Annotated in this window: 12 protein-coding genes; 4 read left to right on the forward strand and 8 right to left on the reverse strand. The window is 69.3% G+C overall.

Annotation, left to right across the window (positions count from 1 at the left end):
• Positions 1–3: 3 nt before the first annotated feature.
• A complete protein-coding gene (locus BT98_RS0116135; RefSeq protein WP_019462172.1) occupies positions 4–1527 on the reverse strand; it encodes an MmgE/PrpD family protein in 1524 nt (507 codons plus the stop codon).
• Positions 1528–1629: 102 nt separating this feature from the next.
• Here BT98_RS0116135 and BT98_RS0116140 point away from each other — a divergent pair, with 102 nt between their 5' ends.
• The 3 genes from BT98_RS0116140 to BT98_RS0116150 all read left to right on the forward strand — a co-directional run bounded on the left by BT98_RS0116140 (position 1630) and on the right by BT98_RS0116150 (position 5466).
• Entirely contained in the window at positions 1630–3093 is a 1464-nt protein-coding gene (locus BT98_RS0116140) for a helix-turn-helix domain-containing protein (RefSeq protein WP_019462171.1), read from the forward strand.
• Between the two features lie 448 nt (positions 3094–3541).
• Positions 3542–4765, forward strand: coding sequence for a serine hydrolase domain-containing protein (locus tag BT98_RS0116145; protein ID WP_019462170.1), 1224 nt, complete (start codon positions 3542–3544; stop codon positions 4763–4765).
• Positions 4766–4779: 14 nt separating this feature from the next.
• On the forward strand, positions 4780–5466 hold the full coding sequence (locus BT98_RS0116150; RefSeq protein WP_019462169.1) for a class I SAM-dependent methyltransferase: 687 nt from the start codon (positions 4780–4782) through the stop codon (positions 5464–5466).
• 45 nt (positions 5467–5511) lie between these two features.
• Here the strand turns inward: BT98_RS0116150 and BT98_RS0116155 are convergent, their stop codons facing one another.
• The 7 genes from BT98_RS0116155 to BT98_RS0116185 all read right to left on the reverse strand — a co-directional run bounded on the left by BT98_RS0116155 (position 5512) and on the right by BT98_RS0116185 (position 14211).
• Positions 5512–6345, reverse strand: coding sequence for an aldo/keto reductase (locus BT98_RS0116155; RefSeq protein WP_019462168.1), 834 nt, complete (start codon positions 6343–6345; stop codon positions 5512–5514).
• 299 nt (positions 6346–6644) lie between these two features.
• Positions 6645–7844 carry a multiple monosaccharide ABC transporter permease gene (gene mmsB / locus BT98_RS0116160; RefSeq protein ID WP_019462167.1) on the reverse strand — a complete coding sequence of 400 codons (1200 nt, stop codon included), beginning with the start codon at positions 7842–7844 and terminating at the stop codon, positions 6645–6647.
• A complete protein-coding gene (gene mmsA, locus BT98_RS0116165) occupies positions 7841–9400 on the reverse strand; it encodes a multiple monosaccharide ABC transporter ATP-binding protein (protein WP_019462166.1) in 1560 nt (519 codons plus the stop codon). Before mmsA ends, mmsB begins: the two co-directional genes overlap by 4 nt.
• Before the next feature lie 68 nt (positions 9401–9468).
• The gene (gene chvE, locus BT98_RS0116170; RefSeq protein WP_037251172.1) at positions 9469–10548 is read right to left on the reverse strand and encodes a multiple monosaccharide ABC transporter substrate-binding protein; all 1080 of its coding nucleotides are present in this window, start codon (positions 10546–10548) and stop codon (positions 9469–9471) included.
• Between the two features lie 41 nt (positions 10549–10589).
• Positions 10590–11519, reverse strand: a complete 930-nt coding sequence (locus BT98_RS0116175) for a Gfo/Idh/MocA family protein (RefSeq protein WP_019462164.1) — start codon at positions 11517–11519, stop codon at positions 10590–10592.
• 3 nt (positions 11520–11522) lie between these two features.
• Positions 11523–12452 (reverse strand): dihydrodipicolinate synthase family protein, encoded by a 930-nt coding sequence (locus BT98_RS0116180; protein ID WP_019462163.1) that lies wholly within the window; start codon positions 12450–12452, stop codon positions 11523–11525.
• 19 nt (positions 12453–12471) lie between these two features.
• Positions 12472–14211 (reverse strand): IlvD/Edd family dehydratase, encoded by a 1740-nt coding sequence (locus BT98_RS0116185; RefSeq protein WP_019462162.1) that lies wholly within the window; start codon positions 14209–14211, stop codon positions 12472–12474.
• A gap of 403 nt (positions 14212–14614) precedes the next feature.
• On the opposite strand from BT98_RS0116185, the gene BT98_RS0116190 reads away from it, so the two are divergent.
• Positions 14615–15574: a LysR family transcriptional regulator gene (locus BT98_RS0116190; RefSeq protein WP_037251174.1), complete on the forward strand. Its 960-nt coding sequence runs from the start codon at positions 14615–14617 to the stop codon at positions 15572–15574.
• Positions 15575–15672 lie beyond the last annotated feature (98 nt).

Consider the following 15672-nt stretch of genomic DNA (forward strand, 5'->3'; position numbering starts at 1 on the left):
CCCTTATCCATTCCCGCCGGGCCAGCCGAAGATGCCGCGGTGCTCGTTGCGCGCCAGCTTCCCTTGCGGCAGGGAGACGGTCAGCCCGGCGAGCTCCTCCGCCCGCAGCTCCGGCAGGCGCTGCACCAGCGCAAGGAAACGCTCCGCCTCCGCATTGTCGAGGATGCCCTCGGTCAGCGTGCGGAACTTGCGGATGTAGTCCGGCCGCTTCCAGGGGGTGGCGCCCAGGCTGTGCGCATTGGCCACGGCCAGCTCGTCGCTGATCTCGCTGCCATCCTTCATGCGGATGGTAATGCGGCCGCCGAAGGCCTTCACCGCCGGATCATGCGCGTGGTAGCGCTCGGTCCATTTCGGGTCCTCCACCGTGCGGATCCTGTGCCAGAGCCGCACCGTGTCGGGCCGCCGCGCCCGCTCCGGGGCATAGGATCGCACATGGTGCCATTCGCCGTCCTGCAGGGCGACGGCGACGATGTACATGATGGAATGGTCCAGCGTCTCGCGCGACGCCTCCGGGTCCATCTTCTGCGGGTCGTTGGCGCCGGTGCCGATGACGTAGTGCGTGTGGTGGCTGGTCTCGATCAGGATGTCGTCCACATCGTCCCAGTCCTGGACCTGCCTGCCCATGCGGAAGGCGAGGTCGATCAGCGCCTGGCTCTGGTATTCCGCCGAATGCTCCTTGGTGTAGGTGTCGAGGATGGCGCGCTTCGCCTCGCCCCTGCCCGGCAGCGGCACGCGGTAATGCGCGTCCCTGCCGTCCAGCATCCAGGCGATCACGCTGTCCTCGCCCTCGTAGATCGGGCTCGGCGCGCCCTCGCCCAGCATGGCGCGGTCCACCGCCTCCACCGCCAGCTTGCCGGCATGGGAGGGGGCGAAGGCCTTCCAGGAGCTGATCTCGCCCTTGCGGCTCTGGCGCGTGGCCGTGGTCACGTGCAGCGCCTGCTGCACCGCCTGGTAGATGGTGGCCGTGTCCAGCCCCAGCAGCGTGCCGATGCCCGCCGCCGCCGAGGGGCCGAGATGCGCCACATGGTCGATCTTGTGCTTGTGCAGGCAGATCGCCTTCACGAGATCGACCTGGATCTCGTAGCCCGTGGCGAGGCTGCGGATCAGCGCACGGCCATCCGCGCCGCATTGCTGCGCCACGGCCAGGATCGGCGGGATATTGTCGCCGGGGTGGGAATATTCCGCCGCCAGGAAGGTGTCGTGGTAGTCCAGCTCCCGCACCGCCGTGCCGTTCGCCCAGGCCGCCCATTCCGCATGGACCCGCACATCCGGCCCCAGCCCGAAGACGGTGGCGCCGCCCGCGCGGGGATGCGCCAGCGCCTCGGTGCGGGCCGTGGTGACCGGGTGCCGGTTGATCGCGGCGATGGCGACGGAGGCGTTGTCGATGATCCGGTTGACGATCATCTCCGAGACCTCCGCCTCGACCGCCACCGGGTCGGCCGCCACCTCGGCGATCTTCCAGGCCAGTTGCTCCTCCCGCTTCAGCCGGTCGGCCTCGGGGTGCACGCGCACGTCATGGATCTGCATGGGCTGACCCTCGCTCCCTGGTATTTTGCGAAGTTTGTCACGACAGCCCTGGGAGGTCAGCCTGGCTTTCGGCATAATCGTGCCATTCCCGGCGGATGGTTTGTGAAGTTTGTGAAGACCCCGCAGCGCCATGACAGCAAGGTCTTCGCCGGCGACCGGCTGCGGCGGCTCCGCCTCTCGCGCGGGCTGAGCCAGGCGGCACTGGCGGAACGGCTCGGCATCTCGCCCAGCTATCTCAGCCAGATGGAGGCGGATCTGCGCCCCCTCACCGCCCGGCTGCGCCGCCGCGCGGCGGAACGCCTGGGCGTGCCGGAAGGGCTGTTCGGAGAGGAGCGCGACCAGCGGCTGGCCGACAACCTGCGCGAGGCCTGCGGCGACGCGCTCTTCGGCAAGGGCACCGTGTCCATGGAGGAAGCGCGGGCGGCGGTGCGCGCGGCGCCGGAGGTGGCGGACCGCTTCCTCACCCTCTACCGCGCCTATCGGGCGCTGAGCGAACAGCACCAGGAACTGCACGACCGTATCGCCGCCAATGGGGGATCGGGCGAGGATTTCGCCGTCGTGCCGCATTTCCCCTATGACGACGTCGGGGAATGGGTGCAGTCGCGCAACAACCATTTCGACCGTCTGGACCGCGCCGCCGAGGCACTGGCGGAACGGCTGAGCCCCGATGGCGTCATCACCCAGGATCATCTGGCCCGCCACCTGCGCGACCGGCACGGCATCGCCATCGCCGAGACGCCCGGCCTGCTGGCCCAGGGCACGGTCTGGCGCCTGCAAAGACGGGAGGGGCAGCTTCTCCTCGCCAAGGAGGCCGCGCCCGCCAGCCGGCTCTTCTGGATGGCGCATGTGGTCGCCCTGCTGGACCAGCGCGCGCTGGTCCTGGCCGAGATCCGCGCCGCCGGCCTGGCCAGCGCCGGGGCGCGCGCCCTGGCGCGGATCGGCCTCGCGAACTACTTCGCCGGGGCGCTGCTGATGCCCTACGAACCCTTCCTGCGCGAGGCCGAGCTGCTGCGCTACGACATCGAGCAGTTGCAGGCCCGCTTCGGCGCCAGTTTCGAGCAGGTCTGCCACCGGCTCAGCACCCTCCAGCGCCCGGGCCGCCCCGGCATCCCCTTCTTCCTGGTGAAGACGGATATCGCCGGCAACGTGCTCAAGCGCAGCAGCGCCACGCGCTTCCGCTTCGCCCGCTTCGGCGGCCCCTGCCCGCTCTGGAACGTGTACCGCGCCTTCACCCAGCCCGGCCGCGTGCTGGTGCAGGTGGCGCGGACACCGGACGGCGTCGCCTATCTCAGCATCGCCCGCACGGTGGGGCGCGGCGGCGGCGCCTATCTCAGCCGCCCGCGCAACGTCGCCGTCGTGATCGGCTGCGAGATCGACTATGCCGGGCGCACCGTCTACGCCACCGGCCTCGACCTGCGCGACCCGGGCTTCCACGACCCGATCGGCCCCGGCTGCCGCGCCTGCGAACGCACCGACTGCCGCCATCGCGCCGTGCCGCCCGCCAGCCAGTCGATCGATGTCGGCAGCCTGGAACGCGGCGTGGTGCCCTATCGCGTGCGGACCTGATCCGGGCGGTGGCCTTCCCTGGCCGCGTTGCGCTGTCCCGAGGGAGAGGCTCCGCCTCTCGCCCCGGCCCCCCTCTCCGCCAGGACCCTGCGGGCCCTGGACCCGGTTCGCTGGCGCCGATGGTGGCCGTCATCCTGCGGTCCGATCCCTGGGAGCCGGTGGAGACACCGGGCTCCCGAAGAGAAGAAAGACACCCCGTCCGCGCCGGTGGCATCGGCAGTCCGCCGAAGAGCGCGGCTCTCCGGCGCGATCCGGCAACAGGGAGAACCAACGAATGGGAGGTCCAGGAACCTCAGGTTCCTGGCGGATAAGGGGGGCACGGAGGAAAAGGCGGAGCCTTGTCCCCCCGGCACAGAGCCGCGCTGGATCACCCTCGGAACGGAGGGTCTTTCCGTTCCCGGCCGTCCTCTGCCACCCTGCCGCTCCTCGCAGCATGGAGTGCCAGCGCATGACGGACAGGATGACCGATTGCCCCGAGGAGGTCGGGCTTTCCGGCGACCGGCTGGCGCGCGTGGATGCCTGGCGTGAGGCGCAGGTGCGGGACGGCAGGCTGGCCGGGGCCACCACGCTGGTGATGCGGCGCGGGCGGGTGGCGCATCTCGGCTGCTCGGGCCTCGCCGACATCGCGCGCGGTGTGCCGATGGCGCTGGACAGCATCCTGCGCATCTATTCGATGACCAAGCCGCTCACCAGCGTGGCCATCATGATGCTCTACGAGGAAGGGCGCTTCCAGCTCGACGATCCGGTCACGCGCTTCCTGCCCTGCTTCCGGGACATGCGCGTCTTCACCACCGGCAGCCGCGGCAGCTACGAGACCGTGCCGGCGGAACGCGACATCACCTTCCGCGACCTGCTGACGCACACCTCCGGCCTGACCTACGGCATGATGCACGCCAACATGGTCGATGCCCTGTACCGGGAGCGGGGCGTGGACTTCCAGACCTCGGATCGCAGCCTGGGCGAGGTGGTGGAGACCGCGGCCTCGCTGCCGCTGCTGGCGCAGCCGGGGCGGGAATGGAACTACTCCATCGCCACGGATGTGCTGGGGCACCTGGTGGCCGTCATCTCCGGCCAGGACTTCGGCGATTTCCTGCGGGAGCGCGTCATCGGGCCGCTCGGCATGGCGGACACGGATTTCCATGTGCCGGAGGCGAAGCTCCCGCGCTTCGCCGCCAACTACCGGCGCGGCGAGGAGGGCGGCGTCGCGCTGCTGGAGGACCCGCGGGACAGCCGCTTCGGCCGCCCGCGCCGGATCTGCTCCGGCGGCGGCGGGCTGGTCTCGACCGTGGGCGACTATGCGCGCTTCTGCCGCTTCCTGCTGAACAAGGGGGAACTGGACGGCACCCGCCTGCTCGGCCGCAAGACGGTGGAGCTGATGATGACCAACCACCTGCGCGGCGACATGGCGGCGATGGGACAGCCCCGGTTTTCCGAAAGCACCTACGAGGGCGTCGGCTTCGGCCTGGGCTTCTCCGTGATGCTCGATCCGGCGCGGGCGCAGATCCTGGGCACGCCGGGGGAATGCGCCTGGGGCGGCGCGGCCAGCACGGCCTTCTGGGTCGATCCGGCGGAGGAGATAGCGGTGATCCTGCTGACCCAGCTCATGCCTTCCTCGGCCTATCCGCTGCGGCGGGAGCTGCGGGTGCTGACCTACCAAGCGATCATCGACTGAGCGGGAGCGGGGACATGAGCGACAGGACCTATGGCACCTGGTACCGGGACACGTCGCGGGAGGCGGCGATGGAGGAGGGGCACCGCCCCCTCTGGCGCCACTTCATCGACATCGTGCCCGAGACCGACCTCTCGACGCGCGACGTGCTGGATTTCGGCTGCAACCGCGGCGGCTTCCTGCGGCTGCTGCATGCGCTGAAGCCGTTCCGGCACGGGCTGGGCGTCGATATCGCGGAGGATTCCATCGCGGCGGCCCAGGCCCTCAAGGGGCTCGCGCCGCTGGACTTCGCCGTGGCAGCGGATCTCTCGCCCTGGCGCGGCAGCTTCGACATCGCCTTCAGCTACGAGGTCGTCTACCTGCTGCCGGACCTCGCGGCGCATGCCGCCGGCATCTATGAGGCGCTGCGCCCAGGCGGCGTGTACTATGCCGTGACCGGCTGCCACACGGCGATGCCGCTCTGGCCCGCCTGGCGCGAGCTGATCGGCGGCATCACCCACGCGCCGGTGCAGGACCGCTCGCCGGAGGATTATGCGGCGGCTTTCGCCGGGGCGGGCTTCGACGTCTCGGTGCGGCGCTTCGGCTATGACGGCTTCGTGCCGGCGGGGAAGCGCAGCGACTACTACCCGACGCTGCAGGATGCCCTGGCCTATCCGGCCGAGCACAAGCTGCTGTTCCGCATGGTGCGGCGGGAAGCAGCCTGAACCGATGCGCGGCGGGGAGGAACATCCTCCCCGCCGCGCCGGGCCTCATGCATCCGGCCCGTCGCTCCAGTCCGGCGCGAAATCCGGGCTGACCATCCGCTGGTCCTTGGGCAGGCGCGCGATGGCGGCGCGGTCCTCGTCGTCGAGTTGCAGCTTCAGCGAATCCAGGTTGGCCTGCTGGTTGGCGCGGCTGGCGGCCTTGGGCACGGCCGAGACGCCGTCCTGGTCCAGCAGCCATTTCAGCGCGACCTGCGCGGGCGTGGCGCCGTGCTTCCTCGCGATAGCCTGGATCCCGGGGATCTCCGCCACCTTGTTGCGGGCAAGCGGGCTGTAGGCAGTCAGCGCGATGTCGTGCCTGCGCGTGTAATCCAGCAGCTTCGCCTGGCCCAGCGTCACATGGTACTCGACCTGCAGGCAGGCGATCGGCGCCTTCAGCTCCTCCACCACCTGCCGCAGCAGCGGGCGCGGAAAGTTCGCCACGCCGATCTGGCGCGCCTTGCCTTCCTCCTTCAGCCGGACCAGCGCCTCGATGGTGCGCGGCAGGTCCCAGTCCTTTGCCGGCCAGTGGATCAGGTAGAGATCCACATGGTCGGTGCGCAGCTTCTCCAGGCTGCGCGCCATGGCTTCGTGCATCGCCTGCGGCGAAAGATGGTCCCACCAGACCTTGGTGGTCAGGTGAACATCGCCGCGCGCCAGGCCGGAGGCGGCAAGGCCGGCGCCCACGGCATCCTCGTTCTCGTAGCGCTCCGCCGTGTCGATATGGCGGTAGCCGAGCTCCAGCGCCTGCCTCACCGCGGCCTCGCATTCCGCGCCCGTCATGGGCCAGGTGCCAAAGCCCAGCCTGGGCATGCGCAGCCCGTGTTGGGTCAGGAGTTCCATGCTTCCGTTCCTCTTTCATCCGCCTGTCGCCGCCGGTCCGGCCCACGCCCCATGGGCGGAGCCCCAGGGCCCGGCCCACCGGAATTCGCCATGCCCGCCGCGGGCGGCGGCAAGCGGCCCGGCCATTGGGCCACGGACAGGTTCGCCGGACCAGATGCCGGTCCTGCATGGCTTCGCCACCGCGCAGAACCGCGAGAGCACGCCGCCCGCCGCCAGGCCCAGGTTCCCGGTGGCCAGGAAAGGCCGGGGGAAAAAGGCGGAGCCTTGCTCCCCCGGGAAGCGCGATGCCAGCCGTGACGCTATCGCCGCTGGTTATAGACATCCACGCAGACGGCGCCGAGCAGGACGATGCCCTTGATCACCTGCTGGTAGTCGATGCCGATGCCCAGGATGGACATGCCGTTGTTCATCACGCCCATGATCAGCGCGCCGATCACCGCGCCGACCACCTTGCCCACGCCGCCATAGGCGGAGGCGCCGCCGATGAAGCAGGCGGCGATCACGTCGAGCTCGAAGCCCAGCCCGGCCTTGGGCGTCGCGGTGTTCAGGCGGGCGGTGAAGATCAGCCCGGCCAGCGCCGCCAGCATGCCCATGTTGACGAAGGTGAGGAAGGTCAGCCGCTCCGTCTTCACGCCGGAGAGCTTCGCCGCCTTCTCGTTGCCGCCCACGGCATAGATCTGCCGCCCCACCACCGTCCGGTTGGTGACGAAGGCATAGAGCGCGATCAGCACCAGCATGATCAGCAGCACGTTGGGCAGGCCGCGGTGGGAGGCGATCAGGAAGGTCAGGTAGATGGTCATGCCCGCGATGACGAGGGTCTTCACCGCGAAGAAGGGCATGGGCTCGACCTCCACCCCATGCCCCTGCTGCCGCAACCGGCCGCGCCAGGCGAACCAGACCATGGCCAGCGCCATGACCACGCCGAGGAGGAGCGAGGTCATGTACACGCCGCCCTGCTGGCCGAAGAATTCCGGGATGAAGCCGGAGGAAAGGCGCTGGAACTCCACCGGGAAGGGACCGACCGACCTGCCGCCCAGCACGGACAGCATCAACCCCTTGAAGACCAGCATCCCGGCCAGGGTGACGATGAAGGAGGGGATCTTCAGATAGGCGACGAACCAGCCCTGCATCCCGCCGATGATGCCGCCCGCCACCAGGCAGAGCAGCGCCGCCGGCACGAAGGGGATGCCGAACTGCACGATCAGCACGGCCGAAAGGGCACCGATGAATCCCGCCACCGAGCCGACCGAGAGGTCGATATGGCCGGTGACGATCACCATCAGCATGCCGAGCGCCATGATGACGATGTAGCTGTTCTGCAGCACGAGGTTGGTGAGGTTCAGCGGCCGCAGCAGCGTGCCGTCGGTCATCACCTGGAAGAACAGCATGATGGCGAAGAGCGAGAGCAGCATGCCGTAGCTGCGCAGGCTTTCCTTCACCAGATTGGCATGGCCCGTCCGAGCCGGCGGCGGGCCGGGGAATGTGGCCTGTTCGCTCATGGCACCGTTTCTCCCATGGATTCCGGCCGGAGGGCGCGGTTGTTCACGATGGCCCGCATGATCCGTTCCTGGGACGCCTCCGCGGCCGGGAACTCGCCGACGAAGCGCCCCTCGTTCATCACGCAGATGCGGTCGCAGATGCCGAGCAGCTCCGGCATCTCGGAGGAGATGACGATCACGCCCTTGCCGCTGTCGGCCAGCTCCTGGATGATCTGGTAGATCTCGTACTTGGCGCCGACATCGATGCCGCGGGTCGGCTCGTCGAGGATCAGCACCTCCGGCCCCGAGAAGAGCCACTTGGACAGCACCACCTTCTGCTGGTTGCCGCCGGAGAGCTTGCCGGTCTCCTGATAGACGCTGGAGCAGCGGATCCGCATCCGCGCGCGGAACTCCTGCGCCACCTTCAGCTCCCGGATGTCGTCGATCACCGAGCGGCTGGAGACGGCGGGCAGGTTGGCGAGGGTGATGTTCTTGCGGATATCCTCGTCCAGCAGCAGGCCCAGATGCTTGCGGTCCTCGGTCACGTAGGCGAGGCCGGCATCGATGGCGCGGCGCACGGTGGAAAGGTCCACCTCCCGCCCCTGCAGGAAGGCGCGGCCCGTGATGTTGCGGCCATAGGAGCGGCCGAAGACGCTCATGGCGAACTCGGTCCGCCCGGCGCCCATCAGCCCGGCGATGCCCACGATCTCGCCGCGCCGGACGTGGAAGCCCACATCCTTCACCACCTTGCGGCCGGGGTGCAGCGGATGGTCCACGGACCAGTCCTCGACGCGGAAGATCTCCTCGCCGATCCGCGGCGTGTGGTGCGGGTAACGGCTCTCCAGGTCGCGGTCCACCATCCGGCGGATGATGCGGTCCTCCTCCACCGGCGCCTCGCGGCAGTCCATCGTCTCCACCGTCTGGCCGTCGCGCAGCACGGTGATGCGGTCGGCGACGGTCGAGATCTCGTTCAGCTTGTGCGAGATCAGGATGGAGGCGATGCCCTGCGCCCGGAACTCCATCAGCAGGTCCAGCAGCGCCTGGCTGTCGCGCTCGTTCAGGCTGGCGGTCGGCTCGTCCAGGATCAGGAGGCGCACCTCCTTGGACAGGGCCTTGGCGATCTCCACCAGCTGCTGCTTGCCGACGCCGATATCGGTGACCAGCGTGTCGGGCGAATCCGTCAGCCCCACCTTGGCCAGCAACGCCCTCGTGCGCCGGTACACCTCGCCCCGGTCGATCACCCCGAAGCGGGTGGGCGCATTGGCCAGGAAGATGTTCTCCGCGATCGACATCAGCGGCACCAGGGCGAGTTCCTGGTGGATGATGATGATCCCGATCGCCTCGGAATCGTTGATGTCGCGGAACTGGCGGGCCTGCCCGTCATAGATGATCTCGCCCTCGTAGCTGCCATGCGGATAGACGCCGCTCAGCACCTTCATCAGGGTGGACTTGCCGGCACCGTTCTCGCCCACCAGCGCGTGGATCTCGGCGGGCATGACGGTGAGGTTGACGTTGTTCAGCGCGCGCACCACGCCGAAGCGCTTGGTGATGCCGCGCATTTCCAGGATGGGTTCCATCGCCGTCCTCCGGTTTCAGCCTCCTGCCCGGATGCGGGGCACGCAGGCCGCGTGCCCCGCGCCGGAGGTCAGACGATCTCCTGCTTCCTGTAGTAGCCGCTGCCGACCAGCACCTGTTCCCAGTTGCCCTTGTCCACGATCACCGGCTTGAGCAGGTAGGACGGCACGACCTTGACGCCGTTGTTGTAGCTCTTGGTGTCGTTCACCTTGACCTCCTGGCCGGAAAGCACGGCATCGACCATGTCGGCCGTCACCTTGGCCAACTCGCGCGTGTCCTTGAAGATCGTGGAATACTGCTCGCCCGCCAGGATCGACTTCACCGAGGGGATCTCGGCATCCTGGCCGGAGACCACCGGCATGGGCATGTTGCCGCTGCCGTAGCCGACGCCCTTGAGCGAGGAGAGGATGCCGATGGAAAGCCCGTCATAGGGCGAGAGCACGGCATTGAGGCGGCGGTCGCTGTAGAAGGCGCTGAGCAGGTTGTCCATGCGCGACTGGGCCGTCGCCGGGTCCCAGCGCAGGATGGAGACCTTGTCCATGCCCATCTGCCCGCTCGGCACCACCAGCTTCTTGCTGTCGATGTAGGGCTGCAGCACCGACATCGCGCCGTTGTAGAAGAAGTAGGCGTTGTTGTCGTCCGGCGAGCCGCCGAAGAGCTCGATGTTGAAGGGGCCGGCGCCGTCCTTCAGCTTCAGCGCGGACTCGATGGACTGCGCCTGCAGCACGCCGACCTGGAAGTTGTCGAAGGTCGCGTAGTAGTCCACGTTCTGCGAGCCGCGGATCAGCCGGTCATAGGCGATGACCTTGGTGCCCGCCGCCGCCGCCTGGTTCAGCACGTCGGACAGGGTGGTGCCGTCGATCGAGGCGATGACCAGGACCTTGGCGCCCTTGGTCAGCATGTTCTCGATCTGCGAGAGCTGGTTGGGAATGTCGTCGTCGGCGTATTGCAGGTCGGTGGTGTAGCCCCGCTCCTTCAGCACCTTGACGATGTTGTCGCCATCCTGGATCCAGCGGGTGGAGGATTTGGTAGGCATGGCGATGCCCACATTCCCCTTCTTCTGCGCATGGGCAGGCATGGCCAGCCCCGTGGCGAAGCCGGTAGCGCCGAGCATGGCCATGGAGGCGGTCATCAGGGTTCTGCGCTTCATCATTTCCTCGCTCGTTATCGTTGTAGGCCGCTTCCAGGCTCTCAGGCCTCGTGAAACGCCTCCACGGTGATCCGTCTTCCCAGCATGAAGGCATCCGCGACATGGATCATAGGGGAGAGGTCCACATCGCAAGCGCCCGCCTGGATTAAATCGACGAAATGCCGGTAGATTCCACGATATTCGGCCTCCGGCGCCTCCAGCAGCAACTCACCATTCCGTTCCAGCCGGGCCCCGCCGCGCGAGAGGGTGAAGCGCTCCGCCCCGGTCTCCAGGTGAATGTCCCAGCTCTGCGGCCCGGTCTGGCGCCAGTCGAACTCGGCGCGGAGATCGCCGCCCTGCCCGGCACCGAAGCGCAGCGCCGCCGCGATCGGCGCGGCGCGGTTGGCGGGAAAGGACAGCGCCGCCTCCGTCAGGAAGACCGGGAAGGGCAGGATGCGGGTGAGGATGGACAGCGCGTTGATCCCCGGATCGAAGACGCCGAGCCCGCCCGGCTCCCAGATCCATTCCTGGCCGGGGTGCCAGACACGCACATCCTCCTTCCACTGGATCAGCAGCGCGCGGATGCGCTGCCCGGCGAGGCGCTCGCGCAGCGGCTCCACCGCAGGGGCGAAGCGGGAATGCCAGGTGGCGAAGAGCGTCAGGCCCCTCTCCCGCGCCATCTCCTGCAAGGGGCCGATCTCGGCCAGCGTGGCGCCGGGCGGCTTCTCCAGCAGCACGTGCTTGCCGGCGGCCAGGGCCTGCGCCGCCAGCGCGTGGCGCCCCTGGGGCGGCGTGCAGAGCGCCACCGCGTCGATGGGCGTGCCGGAGGCCAGCAGCTCCTCCAGCGTCGCGAAGGAGGGGAGATCCGGAAGCCCGGCATGGCGGCTGGCGATCCCCGCCAGGGCGATGCCCGGCGTGGCCGCGATGGCGGGCAGGTGCTGGTCGCGCGCGATCTTGCCCAGCCCGACCAGCCCCAGCCGAATCCCATCCATGCCTTACCTCCCCCAGCGCAGCACCAGCGGGTCGAGCCGCCGTGCGATCTCGATCAGCCCCGCGCGCGTGGCCGGATGCAGCGGCATCAGCGGGTGGCGCACCGCCTCGGAGCGGATGACGCCACCTTCCTTCATCAGCGACTTGCACGCCACCAGCCCGCACTGGCGATTCTCATAATTGATCAGCGGCAGCCAGCGGGCATAGGCGTCCACCGCTTCCTCCCGCCGCCCGGCCTCCCAGGGGTCCATGATCTGGCGGATGCCGTCGGGATAGCCGCCGCCGGTCATCGCCCCCGTGGCCCCGGCATCGAGGTCGGCCATCAGGGTGATCGCCTCCTCGCCGTCCCAGGGGCCGATGATCGCATCGCCGCCGATCTCGATCAGCCGGCGCAGCTTGGCGGCGGCCTGCGGCACCTCGATCTTGAAATAGGCGACATTGGCGATCTCGCGCGCCATCCGGGCCAGGAACTCGGCGGAAAGCGGCGTGCCCGCCACCGGCGCGTCCTGGATCATGATCGGGATGCGGATGGCGTCCGAGACGCGCTGGAAGAACTCGTGGATCCCGGGCTCGGCGACACGGAAGGTCGCGCCATGATAGGGCGGCATGACCATCACCATGGCCGCGCCCATGTCCTGCGCCCGCTTCGAGCGCTCGGCGCAGATCTCGCTGCCGAAATGCGTGGTGGTCACGATCACCGGCACACGGCCAGCGACATGCTCCAGCACCGCCCGCATCACCTGGTCGCGCTCCTCGTCCGTCAGCACGAACTGCTCGGAGAAGTTGGCCAGGATGCAGAGGCCGTGCGATCCGGCATCGATCATGAAGTCGATGGCCCGGCGCTGTCCGTCGAGGTCCAGGCGCCCGCGGTCGTCGAAGACGGTCGGGGCCACGGGGAAGACGCCGCGATAGGCGTGGGACTTGGCTTGGCTCATGGAAGGCGCTCCGGCGGCGTCAATGGTTGTCGCGGGCGACGGGCGCGCCGCTGTTGCCGACGAGGAAGTCGAGATCGACGCCCTTGTCCGCCTGCAGCACGTGCTCGACATACATCTTCGTGTAGCCCCGCTTGGCGAGCGGCGTTTCCGGCGCCATCCAGGCGGCCCGGCGCGCCGCCAGCACCTCGTCGGACACGTGCAGGTTCAGGCTGCGCGCCGCGACGTCGAGGGTGATCATGTCGCCGTTCTCGACCAGGGCGAGGTCGCCGCCCGCCATGGCCTCCGGCGCCACATGCAGCACGACGGTGCCATAGGCGGTGCCGGACATGCGGGCGTCGGAGATGCGGATCATGTCGCGCACGCCCTGGCGCAGCAGCTTGGGCGGCAGCGGCATGTTGCCGACCTCGGCCATGCCGGGATAGCCCTTCGGCCCGCAATACTTCAGCACCATGACGCAGCTCTCGTCGATGTCGAGATCCTCGTCGTTGATGCGGTGGTGCAGGTCCTCGATGCTCTCGAAGACCACGGCGCGCCCGGTGTGCTGCAGCAGGTGCGGCGAGGCGGCGGAAGGCTTGATCACCGCGCCGTCCGGGCAGAGGTTGCCGCGCAGGATGGCGATGCCGGCATGGGGCTTGAACGGCGCGTCATAGGAATGGATGACGTCGCGGTTCCAGCACTCCGCCTCCGCCACGTTCTCCGCCAGGGTGCGGCCATTGGCAGTGATCGCCCCGCCATGCAGGAGGCCGCGCTCCACCAGTTCCCGCAGCACCACGGGCAGGCCGCCGGCGTAGTAGAAATCCTCCATCAGATGCTCGCCGGAAGGCTTGAGGTTCACGAGGCAGTTCACCTCGCTCGCCAGCCGGTCGAAATCCTCCAGCGTCAGCGGGATGCCCAGCCGCCCGGCGATGGCCAGCAGGTGCACCACCGCGTTGGTGGAGCCGCCGATCGCCGCCAGGGTGCGGATCGCGTTCTCGAAGGCCTGCCGCGTCAGGATCTTCGACATGCGCATGTCCTCGCGCACCATCTCCACGATCCGCCGCCCGGCGAGCCGCGCGAGCTGGTTGCGCCGCGCATCCGGCGCCGGGATGGCCGCGTTGGTGGGCAGGCCGATGCCCAGCGCCTCGACCATCGAGGCCATGGTGGAGGCCGTGCCCATGGTCATGCAGGAACCGGCGGAGCGCGACATGGCGCCCTCAGCCTCATGGAACTGGCGCAGCGTGATCTCGCCGGCGCGGAGCTGCTCGCTCATCGAGATGGTGTTGGTGCCGGAGCCGATCTTCTGCCCGCGGTAATGCCCGCTCAGCATCGGGCCGCCGGAAACGCCGATGGCCGGCAGGTCCACGCTGGCCGCACCCATCAGCAGCGCCGGGGTGGTCTTGTCGCAGCCCATCAGCAGCACCACGCCGTCCAGCGGGTTGGCGCGCAGCGCCTCCTCCACATCCATCGAGGCGAGGTTGCGGTAGAGCATGGCGGTCGGGCGCATCTGCGTCTCGCCCAGGCTCAGCACCGGGAATTCCAGCGGATAGCCGCCGGCCTCCAGGATGCCGTGGCGCACATGCTCGGCGATGGTGCGGAAATGCCCGTTGCAGGGCGTCAGCTCCGACCAGGTGTTGCAGATGCCCACCACCGGGCGGCCATCGAACTGGTCGTCGGGCAGGCCGCGGTTGCGCAGCCAGGAGCGGTAGTAGAACCCCATCTTGTCCTGGCGCGCGAACCATTCCCGGCTGCGCAGACCCTTGCCCTCGGGCTTCTCGTCCATCTCGGATTCCTGACCGTCCTGGCCGGCGGCGCCTGCCTGCCGGCAATGCCTCTGTGTGCCGGGTGCCCCGAGGGGGCCTGTCCCCGGGGGCCTGTTCCCGGCGGCCTGTTCCCGGGCGCCTGTCCCGGCACCCCGCCTCAGCCCCGCGCCACGCGGCGCGGCGGCGCGCCCGCTTCGCCACGGCCAGGGCAAGGCCCGGCCCGGCGGGGGCGCGTCTCCGGTGCCGTCTCCGGCATGGTGCTGCGGGGATCCATGCGAACCCTTCCTCCTGGCCGCGCCTCTGCTCCGGGATGTCGGTTCATCCGGGGGCGCGATTCCTTGGACAACAGGGATAGGTAGCGCGGCAGAACAAGTCCAATGCCAAAACGGGTGGAATCGATACCGGGAATGGTATGTCCCCCGGATGCCCCTCCCCTCCCCCTTGCCGCCGGACTGGTTCGCGCGCTTCCGGCTGAAGCTGCGGCACCTTCAGCTCCTGGCCTCGCTGGACGAGACCCGGAACCTGAACCGCACCGCCGAGGCGCTCGGCGTCACCCAGCCCGCCGCCTCCCGCCTCCTGGCCGAGATCGAGCGCATCGTGGGCGAGCCGGTCTTCCTCCGCCGCCCGCGCGGGCTGGTGCCGAACGCGCTGGGCGAGGTGCTGGCCCGCCGCGCCCGGACGGTGCTGATGGACCTGACTCAGGCGGCGGCGGAGATGAACAGCCTGCGCGGCGGGCTGGGCGGCGCCATCGCGGTGGGCGCGGTGACCGGCCCGGCAGTGGATATCCTGAGCCGTGCCGTGGAGGCGGTGCAGCGCAGCAGCCCCGGGTTGCAGATCACGGTGGAGGTGGACACCAGCGCGCCGCTGGTGGCGCATCTGCTGGAAGGACGGCTGGATTTCGTGCTGGCCCGGCTGCCGCCGGAGATGGGGCCGGATGCCATCCTCTATCGCGAGGCGGCGGAGGAGGAGCTCTGCTTCCTGGTGCGGGCCGGGCACCCGCTGCTGCACCGGCGGGGGCTGGCGCTGCGCGACCTGCTGGACCTGCCCTGGGTGCTGCAGCCGCCGGGCACGCTGCTGCGCCGCCGGGTGGACCTGCTTTTCCTGCGTCTGGGCCTGCCCCTGCCGGGGCGGATGCTCAACACCTCCTCGGTGCTGCTGACCCTGGCGAACCTGTCCCGCAGCGACGCGGTCGGCGTCATCAGCGCCTCCGTCGCCAATATCTTCGCGCCGAAAGGCCAGTTCCGCCGCCTGCCGCCCCTGCGCGACGTGCCACACCTCGCCGTGGAGCCCTTCGGCCTGATCCGGTTGCGCGAACGCCCTCTCTCCCCGCCCGCGCAACGCCTCTTCGGGGCCGTCGAGGGGTTGCTCTTTCCGGAAGGATGAGGAGGCCGTGCCCCTGTCCGGCCGCCGGGGGCAAGGCTCCGCCTCGCCCCCAAGCCCCCACTCCGCCGGGGACCGGAGCCGGTCCCCGGACCCCGGGC

The organism is Roseomonas mucosa ATCC BAA-692 (assembly GCF_000622225.1).
GTDB lineage: Bacteria > Pseudomonadota > Alphaproteobacteria > Acetobacterales > Acetobacteraceae > Roseomonas > Roseomonas mucosa.

Coding starts and splice junctions, on each gene's coding strand:
- BT98_RS0116150 (WP_019462169.1), top strand. CDS start 4,780: ATGAGCGACAGGACCTATGGCACCTGGTACCGGGACACGTCGCGGGAG.
- BT98_RS0116175 (WP_019462164.1), bottom strand. CDS start 11,519: ATGGATGGGATTCGGCTGGGGCTGGTCGGGCTGGGCAAGATCGCGCGC.
- BT98_RS0116180 (WP_019462163.1), bottom strand. CDS start 12,452: ATGAGCCAAGCCAAGTCCCACGCCTATCGCGGCGTCTTCCCCGTGGCC.
- BT98_RS0116185 (WP_019462162.1), bottom strand. CDS start 14,211: ATGGACGAGAAGCCCGAGGGCAAGGGTCTGCGCAGCCGGGAATGGTTC.
- chvE (WP_037251172.1), bottom strand. CDS start 10,548: ATGAAGCGCAGAACCCTGATGACCGCCTCCATGGCCATGCTCGGCGCT.
- BT98_RS0116145 (WP_019462170.1), top strand. CDS start 3,542: ATGACGGACAGGATGACCGATTGCCCCGAGGAGGTCGGGCTTTCCGGC.
- mmsA (WP_019462166.1), bottom strand. CDS start 9,400: ATGGAACCCATCCTGGAAATGCGCGGCATCACCAAGCGCTTCGGCGTG.
- mmsB (WP_019462167.1), bottom strand. CDS start 7,844: ATGAGCGAACAGGCCACATTCCCCGGCCCGCCGCCGGCTCGGACGGGC.
- BT98_RS0116155 (WP_019462168.1), bottom strand. CDS start 6,345: ATGGAACTCCTGACCCAACACGGGCTGCGCATGCCCAGGCTGGGCTTT.
- BT98_RS0116135 (WP_019462172.1), bottom strand. CDS start 1,527: ATGCAGATCCATGACGTGCGCGTGCACCCCGAGGCCGACCGGCTGAAG.
- BT98_RS0116190 (WP_037251174.1), top strand. CDS start 14,615: ATGCCCCTCCCCTCCCCCTTGCCGCCGGACTGGTTCGCGCGCTTCCGG.